The sequence below is a fragment of the Niabella beijingensis genome, assembly GCF_020034665.1.
Taxonomy (GTDB): domain Bacteria; phylum Bacteroidota; class Bacteroidia; order Chitinophagales; family Chitinophagaceae; genus Niabella; species Niabella beijingensis.
The window spans coordinates 2,078,002-2,099,260 of sequence record NZ_JAIQDI010000001.1; the positions used below are offsets into that span (position 1 = coordinate 2,078,002).

Sequence of the window (21,259 nt, forward strand, 5' to 3'; positions counted from 1 at the left end):
ACTGCAGGGTGGTATTCTATCCTCCCGATAACTATCGGGAGAACTACCGGGCCGTCTTTCGATAAACTAAAGGGTGGCAAATATAGTAAAGAAATCTCAAGAATCCGGCAAATCGGCCCTGTTGCGCCGGCAGCCCGCTCCGGATCATCCATACAGCTCAAAATGAATGGATTTTTTGTCAAATCCCATTTGTGCGATCCGCTGACGGGCCTCATCGATCATGTTCTTCCAGCCGCAGAGGAAAAAGCTGGCATCCTTCTTTCCCGCAGCATGTGCTTCGTAGATCGCATGTACATAGCCGGTCTTTCCCTCCCATTCCTCCCGCGACAGGGTAGGAATATAATGGAAGTATTCAAGACCAAGACCTTTCATCTCCTCATAATACAGCAGGTCCTGCTTTGTGCGGCAACCATAAATAAGATAAATATCCCGGTGCGGGATGTTTTCCCGCACCAGTGTATGCAACATGCTCCGGAATGGTGCAATGCCCGTACCGGTGCATACGAAAAACAGGTCATGCTGCAACTGCTCTTCTTTTAATGTGAACACTCCCAGCGGGCCGCGGAATGTTACTTTAGTACCCACTTCCCAGTTTTTGAACATGTAGGGGGTGCCCAGTCCGTCCTCCACCAATACGATCAGCAGCTCGTACACCGCAGTTCCGTTGGGTGCACTGGCGATCGAGTAGCTGCGCCATCGTTTGTTGGGCTTTTCATGAATGGGAAGATCAAGCGTTACAAACTGGCCGGCGGTAAAATCAAACCGTTCGGTGGCATCAGCCTGTATAAAATACCGCCGGGTATTATAGGTCTCTTCAATAATGTCTACAATCGTTCCTGTAAGCCAAGTGAGGGACATGTGTTTTTCTTTGTAAGATAAAATAATTTTTAGTAAAACCCCTTCCGGCAGCACATTAATTACCACTGACGCCATGTTTTTTTGCTATGCCGGGAATGCCTGGTTTACAGCGGTTTGAAAACAAACAATTGCTCCGGTTAAGATTCGCTTTGGGATTTTTTTCAAACTCGTTGTATCTTTGCGCCCCGATGCAAACGGAAGTGTTGAAGAATTTTTATGGTGATGACCCCCGCTGTTTACAACTAGCGAACGAACTCTCCATGCTTCAACCCGTCCATCTGGCCTTAACCGGCGTTCAGGGCAGTGCCTCCCAGTTCATCGTTGGCGCCTGTATGGGCCATACACCGGAACTCAATCATGTGGTGATACTCAATGAACCGGAAGACGCCGCCTATTTTCAGAACAGCCTGGAAAACATTACCGGTGCACTGGATATTTTTTATTTCCCCTCCTCATTTAAAACCACCCGGAATTATAAGCTGCTGAATGCGTCGCACGTTATGCTGCGCACGGAAGCCCTTACACGGCTGGCATCAGGAGGAAATAAAAAGATACTGGTTACCTATGCGGATGCCCTTTTTGAAAAGGTGGTGGTCTCTTCCGCGCTCGCACAAAACATCATCCATCTCAAAAGCGGCGATCCGCTGGACATAGAAGGCCTGCTGCTGAAACTGGACAGCTACGGATTCGAACGCAGCGATTTTGTATACGAGCCGGGCCAGTTTGCGCTGCGCGGCGGCATCCTGGATATTTATTCCTTTGGCAACGACAAACCCTACCGTGTTGAATTATTTGGTAACGATATCGATTCCATCCGTATCATCGACCCCGAAACCCAGCTGAGTGAACGTAAATTGCTGCAGGTTTCCATTATTCCAAATGTGGACACCCAGTTTGCAGCGGAAGCGCATGTATCCCTGCTCGATTTTTTACCGGAAAATACGGTCTTCTGGATCCAGGACGCTGCTTTTTGCAGCGAGCGTATGAAAGAAAATGCAACAGAACTGGAGCATTTCCTGGAGCAACAGGCTTCTGCCGATAAGCGCCCGGAAGAAAACCGCGACGACCGGCTGTTAAAGCAGCAGATCCGCAGCACCGATTTTATCACGGCCACTGATCTTGAAACCGCACTGGAATCAAGGATAGTGGTACATATCGAACAGGTACCGGCATCCGTCAGCCAGGAGTTTGAGTTTCACACCAAAGAGCAGCCTGCTTTCAACCGGCAGTTCGAATTACTGATCAGGGACCTGAAAGCACACGAGGCGCGCGGGTTTGCCCTGTATATCTTTTCCGAGAACCCCAAGCAGCTGCAACGCCTGCAATCGATCTTCGACGATCAGAACGCCAACCTCGTATTCAACCCCGTTTCCGCAGCCATTCACCTGGGGTTTGTGGATGAAGACCGGAAGATCCTCTGTTACACCGATCATGAGATCTTCCAGCGGTATCATAAATACAGGGTCAAACAGGCCTATAACAAAAACAAGGCGATCACCCTGCGTACCTTACGGGAATTGCAGCCCGGTGATTTTGTAACGCATATCGATCACGGTGTAGGAGTCTACAGCGGCCTGCAGAAGATGGATGTAAATGGTAAAACACAGGAGGCCGTCCGTATTATTTATAAGGACAAGGATGTGCTGTATGTGAACATCAACTCGCTGCACAAGATCTCCAAATATACCGGGAAGGATGGCAGTGTGCCCAAAGTAAATAAACTGGGCAGTGAGGCCTGGACCCGGCTGAAGGAAAAGACCAAGGCAAAGGTGAAGGAAATTGCCTTTGACCTCATCCGGCTGTACGCTCAACGGAAGGCGCAGAAGGGATTTGCCCACACTCCGGATAATTATCTTCAGACCGAACTCGAAGCCTCTTTTATTTATGAAGACACTCCGGATCAGAGCAAGGCCTCTGCCGACGTGAAAAAGGATATGGAATCGGAATCACCTATGGACCGCCTGGTTTGCGGCGATGTGGGTTTCGGAAAGACAGAGATCGCTATCCGCGCTGCCTTTAAGACCTGTGTAGATGGCAAACAGGCCGCCATCCTGGTGCCGACCACCATCCTCGCCTTTCAGCATTATAAAACCTTCAGCGACCGTTTAAAAGAATTTCCGGTAACCGTTGATTTTATAAACCGCTTCAAATCAGCAAAAGAAAAAAAAGAAACCCTCAAAAAGCTGGAGGAAGGAAAGGTCGACATCCTGGTAGGAACACATGGCCTGCTGGGCAAGGAAGTAAAATTCAAGGACCTGGGCATACTGGTCATCGATGAAGAACAAAAATTCGGAGTGGCCCACAAGGAAAAAATAAAAGTGCTGCGCAATACGGTGGACTGTTTGACCCTGACGGCAACTCCCATCCCCAGGACCCTGCAGTTCTCCCTGATGGGGGCAAGGGACCTCAGCATTATCAATACGCCTCCGCCCAACCGGCAGCCGATACAAACAGAAGTGCAGGTGTATAATGAGGACATCATCCGCGATGCCATTTATTTTGAAACGGAGCGCGGCGGTCAGGTGTTCTTTATTCACAACCGTGTGGCGGGGTTGAGCGAAATGGCGGCCCTGATCCAGGGGTTGTGCCCTGATCTTTCGGTGAGTTATGCGCACGGACAGATGGAAGGTTCCAAACTGGAAGAAAAGATCCTGGACTTTATCGACCATCGCTATGATGTGCTGGTATGTACCAATATCGTGGAAAGCGGTGTGGACATCCCGAATGTCAATACCATCATCATCAATAACGCGCACCATTTCGGACTCAGCGATCTGCACCAGCTGCGGGGCCGCGTGGGCCGGAGCAATAAAAAAGCTTTCTGCTACCTCCTGGCGCCCCCCATGAGCACCCTGCCGGCCGATTCGCGCAAACGCCTGCAGACACTGGAGCAGCACAGCGAACTGGGCAGCGGTTTTCAGATCGCCATGCGCGACCTCGATATCCGTGGTGCGGGCAACCTGCTGGGTGGCGAGCAAAGTGGTTTTATGGCGGAGATCGGTTTTGAGACCTACCAGAAGATCCTGGATGAAGCCATCAGAGAACTGAAACGCACGCAGTTCAAAGAGCTGTTCAAGGAGGAGATCAGCAGGCAGGATGATTTTGTAAGCGATTGTACCATTGATACCGACCTGGAGATACTGATTCCCGATGATTATGTGGAGAACATTACCGAACGGCTCTCCCTCTACCAGCGGCTGGATAACAGCGAATCCGAAGACGAACTGGCCGAAATGCACCAGGAGCTGCAGGACCGGTTTGGCCCCGTTCCAGCTCCAGTGGACGACCTCTTTGAAACCATAAAATGCCGGAAACTGGCAGTGGACCTGGGTTTTGAGAAAATGACCCTTAAGAACGAAACGCTGCGCTGTCATTTCATTAACCGCCCCGATTCACCCTATTTTGAAGCGGATGTTTTTCAGAAGATCATCCAGTATGTGCAGACCGGCACCAATAAGGCGCGCCTGAAACAGACGGGAAGATTGTTCCTGCTGGTGGCGGAACCGATCCCTTCAATGAAATCACTTTATGATTTTCTGAAAGACATGCATCAGTTTTGTACAGGCAGCTGATATTGCCGGTGACAACAGCAACGGCAAAGACGATCAGAAAAAGATCGGTGCTTTAAAGTTCCTTAATCTTTATATTCCGGAATGCCACACCACTGGCCCAGTCCTGCAAGGCAATATGGCCGCTGGTATGTTTTCCGAATTCGGGAAAGTTTTTAAAATGCGTACGCCCCACGCTGTCCTGCCATGCAGGAGCTGTCAGATCCTGCTGCACGGTCAATATCCCGTTAAGATAAAATTCTATTTTTCCTTCTGTCTGTTTAATCCGGGATTGGTTCCACTCACCCGCAGGTTTGGCAACTGCAGGATTTTTCTGTGCATCCAGCGCAAAAAGGGTCCCGGCTCTTTTTACAGGATTGGCATTGTCAGCATGTGCCGGATCCAGCAGCTGGTATTCGGGACCCGATGCCCAGGCCGTTGTAAGATCCGGGCGCTCCAGCACATTTATAAATACACCGCTGTTGCCGTTCTTCGATAACTTCCACTCGAACTGCAGCTCAAAATTTTTAAATACCTTATCGCTTACCAGGTCGTTGACCTCCGTTTTGTTCACTGTATCCACCGCCAGTGTTCCGTCGCGGGCGATCCATCCGGCAGTGGTATTCTTCTTATTGTATAAATGCCAGCCATCCGCAGACCTTCCGTCAAATAATAAGGTCCATCCCTGTTCTCTTTCTTTTGTGGTTAACCGGTTGTTCTGATCGGTGTCCGCACAGGAAGCAGCCAGGATCAATATCGTGAAGTACAGGAACAGGGCATGGGGCCGGGGTTGGTTCATCATTATTCGTTTTACTGAAGTTATACGTTGTTTTACAATAAGCAATGGTTCTTACAGTACCTCCCGTCTTCCGCGGCATCCAACAGGAGACATTGAGGGAAAATTCCTTTGTCCATATCCTGTCTTACAGGATTCGCGGCACTTCACGTTAAAGCAGCTCAGCGCTCCGGATAGGCATCTCCTTTATGACAGGTATTGCAGGTCACCGTATTCAGATAGGCGGGATGGATCACCGAATCGGTACGGAAATAATTTTTATTGATATCGATCGTCATCCGCAGCATGTTCCGCGCCACTTCTTTTGCCGGGTTCTCATCAGAGGCAAAATCAAGCCGCTCGGTGTTTTTTCCTTTGGCATGACAGAAATCACATTTTACACCCAGTGCTTTGTTGAAGGACTCCATGATACTGTCCAGCCGTTCGTGGGTAATATCCTGTGGCAATACTTTAAGATTATGCGGCGGGGTATAAAAAGAGAAGGAGGCTCCGGCGCAGATAACCAGCAAAACAGCGGAAAATACTGCTGTGATTTTTTTATACGGCATAAAATCCGATTTTACAATTTAATGACATGTTGCTGCAATTTAGGGAAAATCAATAGAAACAGGGAGTTCCGGCCGGAACAAACCATAAACAGCCGTTAGCATTCGCCAAACGATGCCCGGTGCAATGTCAATAATGATTAACTTTGCACCCTATTTCTTAAGATCATGTCAGAAGTTATCACTCCCGCCTTAACAGCCAAGGATTTTGCAACCGATCAGGAAGTGCGTTGGTGCCCGGGCTGCGGCGACTATTCCATATTGGCACAGGTACAACGGGTAATGCCGGGCCTGGGCATTCCCAGGGAAAATATTGTTTTTATCTCCGGTATCGGCTGCAGCAGCCGCTTCCCGTATTATATGAATACCTATGGTATGCATTCGATCCATGGCCGTGCCACGGCTATTGCATCGGGTCTGAAAGCCACACGCCCGGAGCTGAGCATCTGGATCGTTACCGGTGACGGCGACGGACTGAGCATCGGCGGTAACCATACCATCCATCTGCTGCGGAGGAACTTTGATGTAAATGTGCTGTTGTTCAACAACCAGATCTATGGATTGACCAAGGGTCAGTACTCTCCCACTTCAGAGGAAAATAAGATCACCAAGTCCACTCCTTTTGGCAGTATCGACCACCCGTTCAATCCCCTGGCGCTTGCGCTGGGTGCAGATGCCAGCTTTGTGGCACGCACTATGGACCGGGATCCCAAGCACCTGCAGGCCATGTTGATACGGACGCACCAGCACAAAGGCGCTTCTTTCCTGGAGATCTATCAGAATTGTAATATTTTCAATGATGGCGCTTTTGAGGTATTTACTGAAAAAAGTACCAAGGCTGCAGAAACGATCTTTGTGGAACACGGTAAACCACTGACCTTTGGTGCAGACAATAATCAGGGTATCCGCCTGGACGGGTTTAAACCCCAGGTGGTAACGCTGGGCGATAACTACAGCGCAGACGACCTCTGGGTACACGATGAGAAAGATATTTTCAAAGCACAATTGCTGACCCGCATTTTCGATAACCCCGCACTGGAAGGGCATTTGCCCCGGCCGTTCGGCGTATTTTATGAAGCAGACCGCCCCTGTTATGAAGAAATGATGGCGCTGCAACTGGAAGACGCCAAAGCACGCAAGACTCCGGACCTGGATGCCCTGCTGCGTGGTAAGGAAGTGTGGACCATACAGGACTAAATCATGAACGATCCGTCATCTTCCGGGAAACAGGATTATATCGCCGTTAACCGGGCCTCCTGGAATAATAAAGTGCGGTTTCACCTGGAATCGGATTTCTATGATGTGGCCGGTTTTCTGAAAGGCGCCTCCTCGCTGCATTCCATTGAGCTGAACCTGCTCGGTGACATAGAAGGAAAACGCATCCTGCATTTGCAATGCCATTTCGGACAGGATACTATTTCGCTGGCACGAATGGGTGCACGGGTTACGGGGATCGATCTTTCCGATAAAGCCATCGATGCGGCAAAAGAGCTTACGCAAAAAACAACTACAGCCGCGGATTTTATCTGCTGCGATCTTTATGAGCTGCCGCAGCACCTGAACGAAACCTTCGATATTGTTTTTACAAGTTACGGAACCATCGGATGGCTGCCCGACCTGGATAAATGGGCAGCTGTTATTTCCCGGTTCCTGAAGCCGGCAGGAACATTCGTGTTCGCCGAATTTCACCCGGTGGTATGGATGTTCGATGATGACTTTAAAAATATCGGCTATTCTTATTTTAATACCGGGGCGATTACAGAAACTTATGAGGGTACGTATGCCGACCGAAATGCGAACCTGAGCCAGTCGTATGTAATGTGGAACCACGGGCTGGGTGAGGTAATGAACAGCCTGATCCGGAATGGTCTTGAAATTACCCGCTTCGAAGAGTTTGATTATTCTCCTCACAATTGTTTCCAGGATACTGTGGAAATAGCACCCAAAAAATACGGTATCCGGCACCTGGTAAACAAGATCCCCATGGTATATGCGCTAACGGCGGTGAAGCGTTCGTTAATTGGTTGAAAAGTTTGTCGGTTGACAGGGATTACTTCTCTGTAATATCTTATATAAACCGTCAAACCTGTTAACTTTTCAACTTGTTAACTTATCAACCGATATTTGCGGTATGCTTATCTCCATCCATCCCAAAGATCCCCAGCCCCGTTTGATCAAACAGGTGGCCGATACATTAAGAGAAGGAGGCATTATTGTTTATCCTACCGATACCATTTACGGACTGGGCTGTGATATATTTCAGACCAAAGCGATCGAGCGCATCGCCTGGATAAAAAAAATTGATCCCAAAAAAGCACAATTCTCTTTTGTCTGTGCAGACCTTAGTCACCTGAGTGATTTTGCCAAACAGATCTCTAACAGTACTTACCGTGTTCTGAAAGAATACCTGCCGGGGCCTTATACTTTTATCCTCGAAGCGAGTAAGCAGGTGCCAAAAATCCTGCACAGTAAAAAGAATACCGTAGGTATCCGCGTTCCGGATAACAGGATCACCAAAGCGCTGATCGAAGAACTGGGGCACCCGATATTGAGTACCTCACTCCCCGGAGAACTGGTGGAGGATTACACCGATCCGGAGATCATTCACGATAATTATCAGAACCTGGTGGATATTGTAGTGGATGGCGGTATCGGGGGCATGGTACCGTCTACCATTGTTGATTGTACCGGCAACGAAATGGTACTGGTGAGAAAAGGCCTGGGCCCCTGGGAAGAATGAACCATTGCAAATTAAAAAGGGCGTGCTGGAAAACACACCCCGTTGATTGTCTCTGACGTAACCATTGATTAAGTTAACTGTTCTTTCCTGGTTCTGTTAAATATCCAGAAGATAACCGGAAACACCAGCAAGGTCAATACCGTCGCGGTGATAAGGCCACCGATGATCACGATCGCCAGCGGCTTCTGGGATTCCGAACCGATACCTGTTGACAGTGCGGCGGGCAACAACCCGATCGAGGCCATCAATGCCGTCATCACCACCGGCCGCGTACGCACTTTTACACCCTGAAGGATGGCATAGTTCAACGGCATGTTGGCCCTGATATTACTATGGAACTGGGAAATAAGAATGACCCCGTTCTGGATGCAGATGCCGAACAGGGCAATAAAACCCACACCGGCGGAGATGCCGAAATTCATACGGGTCAGATGCAGCGCAATAATACCGCCGATCAATGCAAAGGGCACATTCGCCAGCACCAGCAGGGAATCCTTCATATTACCGAAAAGAATGAACAATAAAAAAAAGATCAGCACAATGCTTACCGGTACCACCTGTGCCAGACGGTGTGACGCACGGACCTGGTTCTCAAACTGACCCGTCCAGCCAATGCTGTATCCCTCGGGCAGGCTGATGCCTGCAACCTGTTGCTGTGCGGCTGCGATGGTACTGCCGAGATCCCGGTCGCGTATCGAAAATTTTACACCGATGTACCGTTTGATATTGTCCCGGTAAATGAAGGCAGCACCATTACTTTTTTCAATCGTACTGATTTCCTTCAGCGGGATCTTGGCGCCTTCCCTGGTGGGCACCATCAGCCGCGCGATATCCTCTTCATTTTTCCGGTACTCGGCGGCATACCGGAGGCGGATATCGAACTTACGTTCTCCTTCATACATTTCGGATGCCGTTTTTCCGCCAAAGGCCATTTCAAGTACCGCCTGGGCATCTGCGGGCTGTACGCCGTAAGCCGCCATTTTATTACGGTCGAGCAGTACACTTACTTCAGGCTGGCCAATATTTTTTATGATCCCCGGCTCTCTTACCCCCGGCACGGACCGGATGCGTTCCAGCACCTGGCCGGCCAGCCCATCGAGTGTTTCCAGGTTATCACCATAGATCTTGACCCCATTCTCGGCCTTGAACCCCGCCACCGCCTCCGCAACATTATCGGATATGGGTTGTGAATAATTAAAGGTGATGCCCGGGAACTGTTTCAGCTTCCGGTTCATTTCATTGATCAGCTCATCCATGGTGATCCTGCGCTTCCACTCTTCCCGGGGTTTGAGGTTCACCGCAAACTGAACGAATCCAAAACCATTGGGATCTGTTCCGTCATTACTCCTGCCCGTCTGGGACAGTACACCTGTTACTTCCGGAAAACTGCGGATCACATTTTTCAGCTCGTCTGTGGTCTTCATCGACTCTTTTAAAGAAGTGCTCATCGGCAATTCTGCCGTTACCCATAAGGATCCTTCATTTAACTGCGGCAGGAATTCCGTTCCCAGAAATCTTGCAGAAAAAAGGGTAATTGCCAAAAACACCAATGCCGCAATAAGACTGGTACGTTTATTCCGGAAGGTAAACCGGAACCCTTTTTCAACTACCCGGTCCCAGAAGTTCACAAATACATTATGTTTTTCCCGGACGTTCTTATTTAACAGGATATGCGAAAGTACCGGTACCAGCGTCAGTGTAAACAATAATGCCCCTATCAATGCAAAACCCAGCGTAAAGGCCAGCGGAGCGAACATTTTCCCTTCCACTTTCTGAAAAGAAAAAATAGGCAGCAGGGAAGTGATGATGATCAGTTTTGAAAAGAAGATGGCTTTGCCCAGGCCGGTTCCCGTCTGACGGATCCAGCCGCCTTTTGCCAGCCGGTTGAATTTTTCCATTCCGTATTTCCGGGCTTTATGATCCAGCATTACAAAAATGCCTTCCACCATTACCACAGCGCCATCGATGATGATACCGAAGTCTACCGCCCCCAGGGAAAGCAGGTTGGCGCTCATACCTGCCATTTTTAAACAAAGGAATGCAAAAAGCAGGGCCAGGGGTATTACGACGGATACGATCAGCGTGGTCCGCCAGTCTGCCATAAAAAGGAAAACGATCACCGTTACAAATACAATGCCCTCCAGCAGGTTGTGTAATACGGTATGCGTGGTGAAGTCCATGAGATGATCCCGGTCGTAGAACGTAACCAGTTTCACATCCCGGGGCAGCAGTTTGGTATTGAGCTCGTTGATCTTCGCCTTAACGCCATCCAGCACTTCCCGCGGGTTTTCGCCCTTTCGCATCACCACGATCCCCTGTACCACATCCGATGCACTGTCCAGTCCTGCCTGGCCCACACGGGGCAGGGCGCTTTCCTGCACATCCGCAATATTCCTCACGAGTATCGGGTTCCCGTTCTCGGTCTCTATGGTAACATCCCCGATCTCTTCGGGACTCTTCAGCAATCCGATGCCACGCACCACATAGGATTGCCCGTTCTTCTCGATCACATCTCCCCCAACATTTAGGTTACTGTTTGCAACAGCATCATATACCTGCAGGGGGGTAAGATTGTATTTATCCAGCTTCCGCGGATCGATGCTCAGTTCAAATATCTTATCCTGCCCTCCAAAAACATTGATGTCCGCTACACCCGGCACTCCCCGTAATGCGCGGTCCACTACCCAGGTCTGCAAGGTCAGCAGGTCGCGCGAATCCCTTTTAGCACTTTTCAGTGTGTACCGGAATATCTCCCCGGTAGGGCCATAAGGCGGCTGCACTTCCGGTTCTGCCCCTTCCGGTAAGGTAATGGTCCGCAACTGGTTGTTCACCTGGTTCCGGGCCATCAGATCTTCGACGCCATCTTCAAAAATTATTTTTACAATGGAAAGCCCGAACATCGTGGTGCTGCGTACACTTGCCTTTTTCTGAACGGGACTCATGGCCAGTTCGACGGGTGTGGTCACAAAGCGTTCTACTTCCTCTGCACTTCTTCCACTCCATTGCGTAATGATTACGATCTGGGTATTGGTAACATCCGGAAATGCTTCAATGGGCATGCTTCTGAAACTGATAAACCCTGCCACAGCCAGCAGGCCCACCCATACGAACGTAAATACCCTGTTCTTCAGCGAGAATGTGATAATGCCTTTTATAAATCTGTTCATTACTACCTGTATTTATTCAATCCTGTCTTCGTCATGGCTTTTTGTTACTGATCGTTCAGGGAACGGTAGATCAGCAGTTGGTTATGCGTCACCACCAGGTCACCTTCGCTCAGCCCTTCTATGTAAGCCAGCGCGCCGGTCTGCTGCAGCACTTTTACCTCTTTTATCTTAAGGTTTGTTTGCGTAATAAACTGTACCACATAGGTCTTGTTGTTATCAAAAATGATGGATTGGGAAGGAACTGCTATTGCGGTATGGTCCTCCGTGTTAAAAATTTTTATGGTGGCCTTACTGTCCGGGATCAGCAATCCTTCTGAATTGTTCAGCACCACGCGGGCCTGCATGGAATTGGTTTCAGGATCAATGATCCTGAAGATCTTGTCGATCTTTCCGTAAAACTTTTTATCCGGGTAACTAAGGGTTGCCACTTCCGCTTTCATTCCCAGGCCGATCTTATCGATATCCGCCTCATTCACATTTACGATCGCCCATACATTAGCGGTATTGGCCACATCAAAAATATTGTCCGAACGGTCGCTCCGCAACTGCATATCCTTATTGATGTTCTTTTGCACGATATAGCCGCTGATGGGTGCTACAACGGAATAAATATTCCCGTTCCGGATATTATAAATCGTGCCTACGGCCTCGGCCCGTTTCAGCTGGTCCTGTGCCTTTGTAACCTGGCTCCGCGCCTCCAGCACTTCTTTTTCCGTACTCAGTTTTCCTTCGTACATTTCCTGTGCTACGCGCAAGCTGTTCTGTGCCACGGCAAGATCGGTCCTGGCATCACTGAGGTCTTTCTGCATACCGGCCATTTCCGTGCTGCGTATCGTAGCCAGTATCCGGCCTTTACGAACGAAATCGCCCAGTTCCACATTTACACTGATCACATTACCGCCTACCAGGGGATATACATCAATATAATTGTTCTTGTCTGCGGCGATCTTCCCAAAAAAATTCATTTCGGTCTGAACAGGTTGCAGGGTTGCTGCTGCGGTTGTGGTCGATCGCATCATCGTCTCGCTCAGTTCAAACCCCTTTACAATGTTCTGCTGTTGCGGCTGTGGTCCGCAGCCTGCCAATACCCCCGATACTATTATTGTCAGAATCGTTCTCTTCATATTTAAAAAATTTGCGCCTGTGTCAGGCGGTTCAGTTCCTGTGCGGCGATCATAACCTGCTTTTTCATTTCATACAGCTGCAGGATCGTTTGGCGGTAACTGTCCATAAAATCCGTAAAATCAATAAGCGTTACATTCCCTTTTCTGAAATTGGCCAGCATCCCAGCGTGTACGGTTTGCAGGTGTTGCAGGTCTTCCGGCCTTACTGCGTAGTATTGATCATACTGATTGCGCCAGGTTGCATAGGCCATTTCAATACTGCTTTCGAGCTGCTGTTTTTTTTCTGCGCTCCCGGTCTCATTTTCTTTTATTTCATACTGCGCTTTTAATACGTTCCCTTTATTTCTTTTCCACAGCGGAAGGGGCATGGCTACTGTAAGATTGATCTCATTTTTAAAGGCTCCTCCCAGCTGGTCCCACTGACCGCCTACAGTAAGGTCCGGAACATTCTGCGCCCGTTGCCAGTTCAGGTTCACTTTGCTGGCGGCCACCTGTTTAAGGGTACGGAGGTAATCAGCGTTATGCGTCAATGCGGTTTCCCGGATCTCTTCCAGTGAAAGCTGCGGGCGTTTCGACAGCAGAGCACCGGCTGCCTCATCGGAAATTTCCGTGTTGATATTGTCGGTAAGACCGGTGAGGAGCTTTAGTAATTGCTGCTGTTGCAAAATGGTATTGATGATGTCGGTCTTATCGTTTCCCAGCTGCAGCACCATCGATTGTAACCGTACCTGCTCTTTAAGTGATGTATTCCCTTTGGCCGTCTGTATCCGGAGGGCTTCCAGCAGATCGGTCATATAGATCAGCTGGGTATTGATGTCTTTCAGTTTTTTTTCTTCGAAGTACAACGCATAATAGGTTTCCGCCAGCTGTGTCTTGAGTTCTGCAAGCAGCTGGTCAAATTCCAGCAGAACGATCTCTTTATTGCTGGCGGCATATGCGATCTCCAGCTTTTTCTTTCCGCCGAGATACAGCAATTGCTGTACTTCCAGGCCGTTGGCCTTGTTCAGATCAAACGCTTTCCGGTTTTCCGGATTGTATATATTATTCTGATAGGCAGCCTGCGGCAGGTCCCAGATCCGCGCCTGAATTATATCCGCATCGGCCTGGCTGATGCGGTAACGCTGGGCCAGCAGCGGCAGATTATTGTTTAAAAATGCTGCTTCACAGGCTTCCAGTGTCATTTTCACCTGACTGAAAGCAGTACCACCAATAACCCAGCAACAAAAAAACAATGACACCCTCATACCTGATCGATTTCGGGCAAAATTGAGCTGCCGGTCTTAAAGCCGCCTTAAGTTCAGCTTAAAATAACCTTAAAGACCCATTTATTCTTTAATGCATGCCGGGAAATGTGATCCGGAAAACATGCTGGTCCGGTGCCGTTGCGATATAGGTGATCGTTCCTTTATGGTACTCCACGATCCGCTTTACAATGCGGAGCCCGAGACCCGAGCCGGTGAGGTGATGTGCATTACGGCCTCTCATGAACGGTTCAAACAGCCGCGCCCGTTCTTCTTCCGGCAGCAGCGGGCCATGGCTGCATACATCTACTTCCATTTGCCGGTCGCTTTCTGTGATGGTGATGCTTACCACCGGTTCCGTTGCATAGACGGCTGCATTTTTCAGCAGGTTTGTAAATACGATCTCCAGCAGTGAGCGCACGCCCTTTACGGTCAGCATCGGATCTGCTTCCGCTCCTGTATCAATTGTAAAATCCATTTTTAGCAGCGGGTAGATCTTCTGCACCTGCTCATAAGCAGCAAAAATGATCTCATCGATCCGCTCTGTTTCATAGACTACGCTGATGTTCTCTTTATCAAACTTTGAAAGCAGCATCAGCGATTTTGTGAGATCGGAAAGCTGGTGCACATCCTTGATGATATTGGAGACCGTCTGTTGTGTCGGTGCTCCCTGCCGCTCCAGGTGGTTCAGGTTCTCCAGCTGAAAGGCAATACGGGTGAGCGGTGTACGGATCTCATGTGCCGCGCTGGCGGTAAAATCTTTTTGCGACTGAAACACATCATTGATACGCCGCATCATGGTATTGAACGAACGTGCCAGCACTGCGATCTCATTATTGGTGCCTGTTTCCGGTACCGGTTCGTTGATATTGTGCGCCGTTATATCTGCAATCTGTTGTGTAAGATGGTCCAGCGGATTCAACAGTTTCTTTACAAAAAAGTAGCTGCTGAGCCATACCACGGCCGTACTGATCAGATAAGTAAGCAGGAGGATATACCCCAGGAAACGGAGTTTCGACCGGCCGCTGATGTCTTCCGCCCTGGTAAAAATGTAATATTTATTATCCCCGATATCGATCAGCATGCCAAAATACTCGGGGGAAGTATGTTCTACATAGATCTCCTTTTTAAGATCCAGCTGCCGGAGCAGATTGGCATCCCATGAAACATTCTTGTCTTTAACAGTACTGTAGATCAGTTTTTTGTCCTGGTTGAAGATCAGGATCTCTTCTTTGTACAATCCATCGTCGGACTCGCTCAGGAACCGGGGAACCCCTTTCAGAAAATCGGGGGTCCGGGCTATAAAATGAGCGGTTACCACCGACTTGTCTTTCAGGTTCTGGCGGAATTCATCTCTTCTGAAATCATAAAACGCATAGTAGATGATTACCATCAGTATCCCGAAAAGCAGTGAGTAAGCAACGCTCCAGCTGAGTGCTATCCTTCTTTTTAATGTCATCTAAGCCGGTTTAAGATAATAGCCAAATCCCGGGCGGGTATGGATCAGCTTGACATCAAATTGCCGGTCGATCTTTTTTCTCAGGAAGTTGATGTACACCTCAATGGTATTATGGGTGGTCTGGAACTGGTTTTGCCATACTTCGTCCGAAATATACTGTTTGGAAAGCGTGCGGCCGTTCGCCCTTGCCAGCAACACCAGCAACTGAAACTCTTTCAGTGTCAGCTGGATCTCCTTCCCTGCCCGGAAAACCTTGTATTCATCCGGGTAGATCTCCAGGTCTTCGACCACTATTTTAGTGCCGCCGCCATTACGTATCGCCGTGCGCAGCCGGGTATTGATGCGCAGCAGCAGCTCCTCCAGTACAAAGGGTTTTACCAGGTAATCGTCTGCATTCCGCAGAAATGCTTCTTTTTTTTCTACAATATCATCATAGGCGGATATAATGATGATGGGGGTCTGCGCATCCTGTTCCCGTATCTTCCGGCATACATCCAGCCCGTTCAGCAGGGGTACATTGATGTCCAGTATATACACATCATACATCCCTTTAAATGCACGCTCCAGGAAATCCTTTCCATCTGCCGCAGTATCGCACGCAATGGCATGTGTCCGGAGATAAAATACGATCTCTGACGACAGCACCACATCATCTTCCAGTAAAAAAGCTTTCATACCTTATGAATGTAACAAAAATCAACGGTAAAGGTAGGAAACCGGTCTGTTAACTGCAGCGGGGCGGCAATACTGGTCTTCAGGCCTCGAGCGCGCGCCGGATGCCCAGTTCCAGTCCGCGTAATTCTGCCAGTCCTCTCAATCTACCAATGGCCGAATAACCCGGATAGGTTGTTTTTTTGAGATCATCCAGCATCTGATGACCATGATCCGGGCGCATATGAATGGACACCTGCCGTTGCCGCATGATCTTCACGATCTCTTTTACCACCGCATACATATCCACATCGCCGTCCAGGTGATCTGCTTCAAAAAAATTACCCTCAGCATCTCTTTTTGTGCTGCGCAGGTGCAGGAAATGGATGTATGTACCAAGACGCTCCACCATACCGGCAAGGTCATTGTCCGCACGCACCCCGTAAGAGCCGGTGCAGAAGCACAACCCGTTGGCGGGTGAAGGTGCCGCCTGGATCAGTTCCAGGGCATCGGCCTCTGTACTTACGATCCGGGGCAAGCCCAGGATCGGGAAAGGCGGGTCATCCGGATGGATGGCCATTTTCAGGCCGGCAGCTTCAGCAACCGGCACCACTTCCCGGAGAAAATGAAACAGGTGTTGTTTTAATATTTGTGCATCAATGGCTTCATAGGTCTTCAGCGCTGCCAGGATCTCCGCTTCGGTAAAACGCTCTTCGCTTCCCGGCAACCCCAAAAGGGTATTGCGGTACAGGGTTTCCTTCTCCGTTTCGCTCAGTTTTTCCAGGCAGCTTTTGGCGCTTTCCAGCTCTTCCGTTGTATAATCTTTTTCCGCCCCGGGGCGTTTCAGTAAAAACACATCAAATGCAATGAAGGCAGCCTTCTCAAAACGCAGTGCCTTGCTGCCATCTGCAACAGTATAGTTCACATCGGTGCGCATCCAGTCCAGGATCGGCATAAAGTTATAGGTGACTACTTTTAATCCGCAGGCCGCAACATTTTTAAGACTTTCCTTATAATTAGCAATGTATTTTTCAAAATCGCCGCTCTGCTTTTTTATATCTTCATGCACCGGCAGACTTTCAATCACCTCCCAGGTCAGCCCCGCGGCTTCCACTTCCTGCTTCCGCCTGTTGATCTCTTCAATTTCCCAGATCGCTCCTACAGGAATATGATGCAGGGCAGTTACAATACCGGTGGCCCCGGATTGTTTTATATCACTTAAGCTTACAGGATCTTTCGGGCCATACCAACGCATGGTATGGATCATGGCAAATTGCGCTTGTTTCATGCTCTTTTGTTATTTAGAAATACTGATTCGTTCAAAAATAGGTGATTTATGAATGCGCAGGCGCACTACTTTTCCGGGTAATGATCCGGGTGGACAACACCTGTTTGGTAAAACTTGTAACAGGGCGTTTGCTTTCGATGTCGGCAAGCAGGAGTGTTGCAGCTACACTGCCCATTTCCACAGAAGGCTGATAGATCACCGACAATGCGGGATCCAGTAATTCGGAGTTGTTAAAGTTGGAAAAACCCATCAGCCCGATATCTCCCGGGATCTTCATTTGTTTCTGTTTGAGGATGCGAAGGGTCTTCAGTGAAAGGGTATCGGAAAGGGTCAATAAGGCGTCCGGGCTGCTTTCCATTGCCAGCAATGAAGTGATCACCTTCTCAATTTCGCGGTCATCCGATCCGCCGGCCGCGCAGAACTGCACCCATTGAGGATGCTGCTCCAGGCCCAGTTCTTCAAAGGCTTTGATACAGCCTTCGATACGTTCTTTGGAGATGGACAGGTTCTTATTGTTTGCGATGAGTGCTATCTTTTTATAACCGTTCCCCGCCAGGTGCTTCACGGCCTGGTAACCCCCGGTAAAATTATCTGCGGTCACCTTGTGGGTATCGATGTTTTCAGCAATACGATCGATAAAAACAAGCGGTACGCCCCGGTCGGTCATTTCTTCAAAAATGGAATAGTCCGTTGTACCGGCCGCCAGTGAAACAATCAAGCCGTCGATGGAACGGGAGGTCAGATCCGTAACGATCATCTGCTCCCGTTCCGCCGAATCCTTGCTTTGTGTAATAATTACATTATAGCCTTTTTCATTGGCCACCGATTCAATACCTCCGATCACCTGGCTGAAATAGCTGTTGGCAATATCGGCAACGATAACGCCGATCGATTTGGATTTACCCTTGCGCAGACTTAAAGCAGCAAGATTGGGGCGGTAATTGTTCTCATTTGCATATGCTCTTATCCGCTTCTTTGTTTCTTCGCTGATCTCATAGCTATCCCTCAACGCTCTTGAAACAGTTGAAGCGGAAAGGCCCAGCGCTTTGGCGATGTCTTTAATTGTAATGGCATCCAGTTTCATATACCCAAATCTTAACGGTACACGAAGATACTCATTATACCATCGTCGACGGCAACGATTGCGTAAATAGTGCCCCGCCGGAGTTTTTGCCATTACCGGAATAATACTACCTTGTAATCATTCAACGGGGTAACAGAAGCACATTCTGTCATCCCTTTCCTGTCTCAAACCGCGTATGAAAAAAATAATACAATTGCGGGAATTACCGGCTTCCTCCGCATGGCGGCGACAGGCAGTTGTCCTTTATGATGCTGTTTTGCTGAAATGTATGGGTATGAAGATCTGCCTTGTCTTTGCTTTTGCCGGACTGTATACCTGCTGCAGTGCTCAAAACAACACTGCCGCCGGAGTACTTCCTCTGGCCTTTCCGGGGGCAGAAGGATTCGGAAAACATACCACGGGAGGCAGGGGCGGAAGCGTGTATATTGTAAGCAACCTGGAGGATGCGGGAGCAGGCAGCCTGCGGAAGGCCGTGAGCACTGCTGAACCACGCATTATTGTTTTTAGCGTTGCAGGTACCATACATCTTAAAAGCAGGTTATCCATCAAAGGGGATAAGACCATTGCGGGGCAAACCGCCCCGGGAGGCGGTATTTGCCTGGCCGATCAGCCCGTAGTGCTGTCCGGTGACAATATCATTGTCCGTTTCCTGCGTTTCCGTATGGGCGACCGTTATCAGAACGGAGGAATGAAAGACGGCGCAGGCGCCAATGATGCATTCGGAGGTGCCGGCCGAAAGAATATCATCATCGACCATTGCAGCATGAGCTGGAGTACTGATGAAGTGTGTTCGGTTTACCGGGGCGACAGCACCACCCTGCAATGGAACATTCTTTCCGAACCGCTGAATTATTCTTATCATTTTGAAAAAGGAGATACGGATTTTGAACATCATGGCTATGGCGGGATCTGGGGCGGTGCTCATTTTACGGCACACCATAACCTGTTTGCCCATTGCAACAGCCGTAATCCGCGGTTTAACGGTGCCCGGCTGGGGGCCGGTTCCGAGCTCGCCGATTTTTGTAATAATGTGATCTATAACTGGGGAGGCAACAGCATCTATGGCGGGGAAGGCGGCAGCTACAATATTGTCAACAACTATTTTAAATATGGCCCGTCTACAAGGTCAGCGGTAAAATATCGTATCGTCAATCCCAACAAAGAAGAACAGCGGAACACTCCTTTCGGGCATTATTACGTAGACGGAAATTTTGTGGACGGGGCATCCGAAATTACCGATGACAATTATAAAGGTATCCACATGGGAAATAACGGAACGGAAGCGGATAAAAAAGCTGCAGTACGATCGCGTCCGTTTGAAGTAATGACCTTTTCTCTTCAGTCTGCCGCTGAAGCTTATACCGCTGTACTAAAAAATGCGGGTGCCATATTGCCGGAACGGGATACCCTGGATCAGCGCATTGTGAATGACGTGCAGCACCGCACCGGAAGCCTTATCGACGTACAGGGTGGTTACCCCCACGGAACGCCCTACGAGCAAACCATAACGGCCTGGCCCGTACTCCGGCAGGAGCAACCCGCCCCGGATGCAGATCAGGACGGGATACCGGATACATGGGAAACCGCCAATGGCTTAAACCCCGGCAACAACCAGGATGCCGCCATTCGCACCATTGATAAAAACTATTCCAATATAGAAGTGTACATCAACAGCCTGGTAAAATAATACATCAGCGATGCCGGCTGTATCATCAACCTGTTCAATAAAAATAAAAATGAGATCGCTTGTTGCCCTTCTTATAGCCTGCTGCATTTTCCTGACGGTTGCAGCCCAAACCGCAAATCCTGAAAAATACAAATATATATTTACGGTAGCTCAGGACGGAAGCGGCGACTACACAAAGATCCAGGAAGCGATTGATGCCATGCGGGCTTATCCGCTGGCGCCCATCACCCTGTATATAAAGAACGGCGTTTATAAAGAAAAGATAACATTGCCGGCAAACAACACAGACGTGACCTTTATCGGGGAAAGCGTGGAAAATACGGTCATCACCTACGACGATTATTCGGGTAAAGGTATTATCGGGACCTTCACTTCCTATACTGCGCGGATATCGGGTAACCGTTTTACTGCAGCCAATATCACATTTGTAAATGCAGCGGGGCCTGTGGGGCAGGCAGTAGCATTATATGTAGATGCAGACCAGGCGCTGTTTAAAAACTGCCGGTTCATCGGCAACCAGGACACCCTATTCACAGGAGGGGAAAATGCGCGGCAATTCTTTTTCAACTGTTATATTGAAGGTACCACTGATTTTATTTTTGGGCCGGCTACCGCCCTCTTCAGCAATTGTACCATAAAAGCTAAATCCGATTCGTACATTACCGCTGCCAGCACGACACAGGGGAAAAAATCCGGACTTGTCTTTGACCACTGCAAAATACTTGCGGACCCCGGCGTGAAAAAATTATTCCTGGGCAGACCCTGGCGTGCCTTTGCACAAACGGTGTTCCTCCATTGCGAAATGGCCGCCGCCATTGCACCGGCGGGCTGGCACAACTGGAGCAATCCGGAAAACGAAAAAACTGCTTATTACGGGGAATACAGAAGCAGGGGGCCGGGCGCAGCTGCTTCAGGGCGCGTGGCCTGGGCCAGACGCATCAGCGACCAGCAAGCAAAAGATTTTGTCCCTGAAATTATTTTTGCCGCCTGCAATACGGCGATGCCGGGCGAAACGACCTGGTATAAGAACCTGCAACCCGCCGTTTTCAAATGGCCGGCAAAATGACCACC

The 21,259-nt window shown here is 49.2% G+C and carries 16 protein-coding genes; 6 read left to right on the forward strand and 10 right to left on the reverse strand.

Annotated elements, in window-relative coordinates; genetic code table 11:
* Positions 1-144 precede the first annotated feature (144 nt).
* Positions 145-858 carry a ferredoxin--NADP reductase gene (locus tag K7B07_RS08760; RefSeq protein ID WP_223708993.1) on the reverse strand — a complete coding sequence of 238 codons (714 nt, stop codon included), beginning with the start codon at positions 856-858 and terminating at the stop codon, positions 145-147.
* A gap of 188 nt (positions 859-1,046) precedes the next feature.
* Here K7B07_RS08760 and mfd point away from each other — a divergent pair, with 188 nt between their 5' ends.
* Positions 1,047-4,430: a transcription-repair coupling factor gene (gene mfd / locus K7B07_RS08765; protein WP_223708994.1), complete on the forward strand. Its 3,384-nt coding sequence runs from the start codon at positions 1,047-1,049 to the stop codon at positions 4,428-4,430.
* Positions 4,431-4,482: 52 nt separating this feature from the next.
* Here the strand turns inward: mfd and K7B07_RS08770 are convergent, their stop codons facing one another.
* Both K7B07_RS08770 and K7B07_RS08775 read right to left on the reverse strand, forming a co-directional pair.
* The gene (locus K7B07_RS08770; protein ID WP_223708995.1) at positions 4,483-5,208 is read right to left on the reverse strand and encodes a 3-keto-disaccharide hydrolase; all 726 of its coding nucleotides are present in this window, start codon (positions 5,206-5,208) and stop codon (positions 4,483-4,485) included.
* A 155-nt stretch (positions 5,209-5,363) separates the two neighbouring features.
* Positions 5,364-5,750: a c-type cytochrome gene (locus tag K7B07_RS08775; RefSeq protein ID WP_223708997.1), complete on the reverse strand. Its 387-nt coding sequence runs from the start codon at positions 5,748-5,750 to the stop codon at positions 5,364-5,366.
* Positions 5,751-5,915: 165 nt separating this feature from the next.
* On the opposite strand from K7B07_RS08775, the gene K7B07_RS08780 reads away from it, so the two are divergent.
* From K7B07_RS08780 to K7B07_RS08790, 3 genes are all read left to right on the forward strand, one after another.
* Complete coding sequence (locus K7B07_RS08780) at positions 5,916-6,944, forward strand: 2-oxoacid:ferredoxin oxidoreductase subunit beta (RefSeq protein WP_223708998.1); 1,029 nt, start codon at positions 5,916-5,918, stop codon at positions 6,942-6,944.
* A 3-nt stretch (positions 6,945-6,947) separates the two neighbouring features.
* Entirely contained in the window at positions 6,948-7,775 is an 828-nt protein-coding gene (locus K7B07_RS08785; RefSeq protein ID WP_223708999.1) for a class I SAM-dependent methyltransferase, read from the forward strand.
* A gap of 103 nt (positions 7,776-7,878) precedes the next feature.
* Complete coding sequence (locus tag K7B07_RS08790) at positions 7,879-8,487, forward strand: L-threonylcarbamoyladenylate synthase (protein WP_223709001.1); 609 nt, start codon at positions 7,879-7,881, stop codon at positions 8,485-8,487.
* Between the two features lie 68 nt (positions 8,488-8,555).
* Here the strand turns inward: K7B07_RS08790 and K7B07_RS08795 are convergent, their stop codons facing one another.
* The 7 genes from K7B07_RS08795 to K7B07_RS08825 form a co-directional block, all read right to left on the reverse strand.
* On the reverse strand, positions 8,556-11,654 hold the full coding sequence (locus K7B07_RS08795; RefSeq protein ID WP_223709002.1) for an efflux RND transporter permease subunit: 3,099 nt from the start codon (positions 11,652-11,654) through the stop codon (positions 8,556-8,558).
* A 44-nt stretch (positions 11,655-11,698) separates the two neighbouring features.
* A complete protein-coding gene (locus K7B07_RS08800; RefSeq protein WP_223709003.1) occupies positions 11,699-12,778 on the reverse strand; it encodes an efflux RND transporter periplasmic adaptor subunit in 1,080 nt (359 codons plus the stop codon).
* 2 nt (positions 12,779-12,780) lie between these two features.
* The gene (locus tag K7B07_RS08805; RefSeq protein WP_223709004.1) at positions 12,781-14,022 is read right to left on the reverse strand and encodes a TolC family protein; all 1,242 of its coding nucleotides are present in this window, start codon (positions 14,020-14,022) and stop codon (positions 12,781-12,783) included.
* Positions 14,023-14,110: 88 nt separating this feature from the next.
* Positions 14,111-15,478: a sensor histidine kinase gene (locus K7B07_RS08810; RefSeq protein ID WP_223709005.1), complete on the reverse strand. Its 1,368-nt coding sequence runs from the start codon at positions 15,476-15,478 to the stop codon at positions 14,111-14,113.
* On the reverse strand, positions 15,479-16,153 hold the full coding sequence (locus tag K7B07_RS08815; protein WP_223709006.1) for a response regulator transcription factor: 675 nt from the start codon (positions 16,151-16,153) through the stop codon (positions 15,479-15,481). It lies immediately after the preceding gene.
* A gap of 79 nt (positions 16,154-16,232) precedes the next feature.
* A complete protein-coding gene (uxuA, locus tag K7B07_RS08820) occupies positions 16,233-17,417 on the reverse strand; it encodes a mannonate dehydratase (protein ID WP_223709007.1) in 1,185 nt (394 codons plus the stop codon).
* Between the two features lie 46 nt (positions 17,418-17,463).
* Positions 17,464-18,501 (reverse strand): LacI family DNA-binding transcriptional regulator, encoded by a 1,038-nt coding sequence (locus tag K7B07_RS08825; RefSeq protein WP_223709009.1) that lies wholly within the window; start codon positions 18,499-18,501, stop codon positions 17,464-17,466.
* Between the two features lie 175 nt (positions 18,502-18,676).
* On the opposite strand from K7B07_RS08825, the gene K7B07_RS08830 reads away from it, so the two are divergent.
* Positions 18,677-20,188, forward strand: a complete 1,512-nt coding sequence (locus K7B07_RS08830) for a pectate lyase family protein (RefSeq protein WP_223709011.1) — start codon at positions 18,677-18,679, stop codon at positions 20,186-20,188.
* Between the two features lie 49 nt (positions 20,189-20,237).
* Positions 20,238-21,254, forward strand: a complete 1,017-nt coding sequence (locus tag K7B07_RS08835) for a pectinesterase family protein (RefSeq protein ID WP_223709012.1) — start codon at positions 20,238-20,240, stop codon at positions 21,252-21,254.
* The last annotated feature ends 5 nt before the right edge of the window (positions 21,255-21,259 follow it).

What these genes read in the sequence shown, in the direction of transcription:
- K7B07_RS08830 (WP_223709011.1), top strand. Translation starts at nt 18,677, where the DNA reads ATGAAAAAAATAATACAATTGCGGGAATTACCGGCTTCCTCCGCATGG.
- K7B07_RS08770 (WP_223708995.1), bottom strand. Translation starts at nt 5,208, where the DNA reads ATGATGAACCAACCCCGGCCCCATGCCCTGTTCCTGTACTTCACGATA.
- K7B07_RS08790 (WP_223709001.1), top strand. Translation starts at nt 7,879, where the DNA reads ATGCTTATCTCCATCCATCCCAAAGATCCCCAGCCCCGTTTGATCAAA.
- uxuA (WP_223709007.1), bottom strand. Translation starts at nt 17,417, where the DNA reads ATGAAACAAGCGCAATTTGCCATGATCCATACCATGCGTTGGTATGGC.
- K7B07_RS08760 (WP_223708993.1), bottom strand. Translation starts at nt 858, where the DNA reads ATGTCCCTCACTTGGCTTACAGGAACGATTGTAGACATTATTGAAGAG.
- K7B07_RS08810 (WP_223709005.1), bottom strand. Translation starts at nt 15,478, where the DNA reads ATGACATTAAAAAGAAGGATAGCACTCAGCTGGAGCGTTGCTTACTCA.
- K7B07_RS08835 (WP_223709012.1), top strand. Translation starts at nt 20,238, where the DNA reads ATGAGATCGCTTGTTGCCCTTCTTATAGCCTGCTGCATTTTCCTGACG.
- K7B07_RS08780 (WP_223708998.1), top strand. Translation starts at nt 5,916, where the DNA reads ATGTCAGAAGTTATCACTCCCGCCTTAACAGCCAAGGATTTTGCAACC.
- K7B07_RS08815 (WP_223709006.1), bottom strand. Translation starts at nt 16,153, where the DNA reads ATGAAAGCTTTTTTACTGGAAGATGATGTGGTGCTGTCGTCAGAGATC.
- K7B07_RS08805 (WP_223709004.1), bottom strand. Translation starts at nt 14,022, where the DNA reads ATGAGGGTGTCATTGTTTTTTTGTTGCTGGGTTATTGGTGGTACTGCT.
- K7B07_RS08785 (WP_223708999.1), top strand. Translation starts at nt 6,948, where the DNA reads ATGAACGATCCGTCATCTTCCGGGAAACAGGATTATATCGCCGTTAAC.
- K7B07_RS08795 (WP_223709002.1), bottom strand. Translation starts at nt 11,654, where the DNA reads ATGAACAGATTTATAAAAGGCATTATCACATTCTCGCTGAAGAACAGG.
- K7B07_RS08800 (WP_223709003.1), bottom strand. Translation starts at nt 12,778, where the DNA reads ATGAAGAGAACGATTCTGACAATAATAGTATCGGGGGTATTGGCAGGC.
- K7B07_RS08775 (WP_223708997.1), bottom strand. Translation starts at nt 5,750, where the DNA reads ATGCCGTATAAAAAAATCACAGCAGTATTTTCCGCTGTTTTGCTGGTT.
- K7B07_RS08825 (WP_223709009.1), bottom strand. Translation starts at nt 18,501, where the DNA reads ATGAAACTGGATGCCATTACAATTAAAGACATCGCCAAAGCGCTGGGC.
- mfd (WP_223708994.1), top strand. Translation starts at nt 1,047, where the DNA reads ATGCAAACGGAAGTGTTGAAGAATTTTTATGGTGATGACCCCCGCTGT.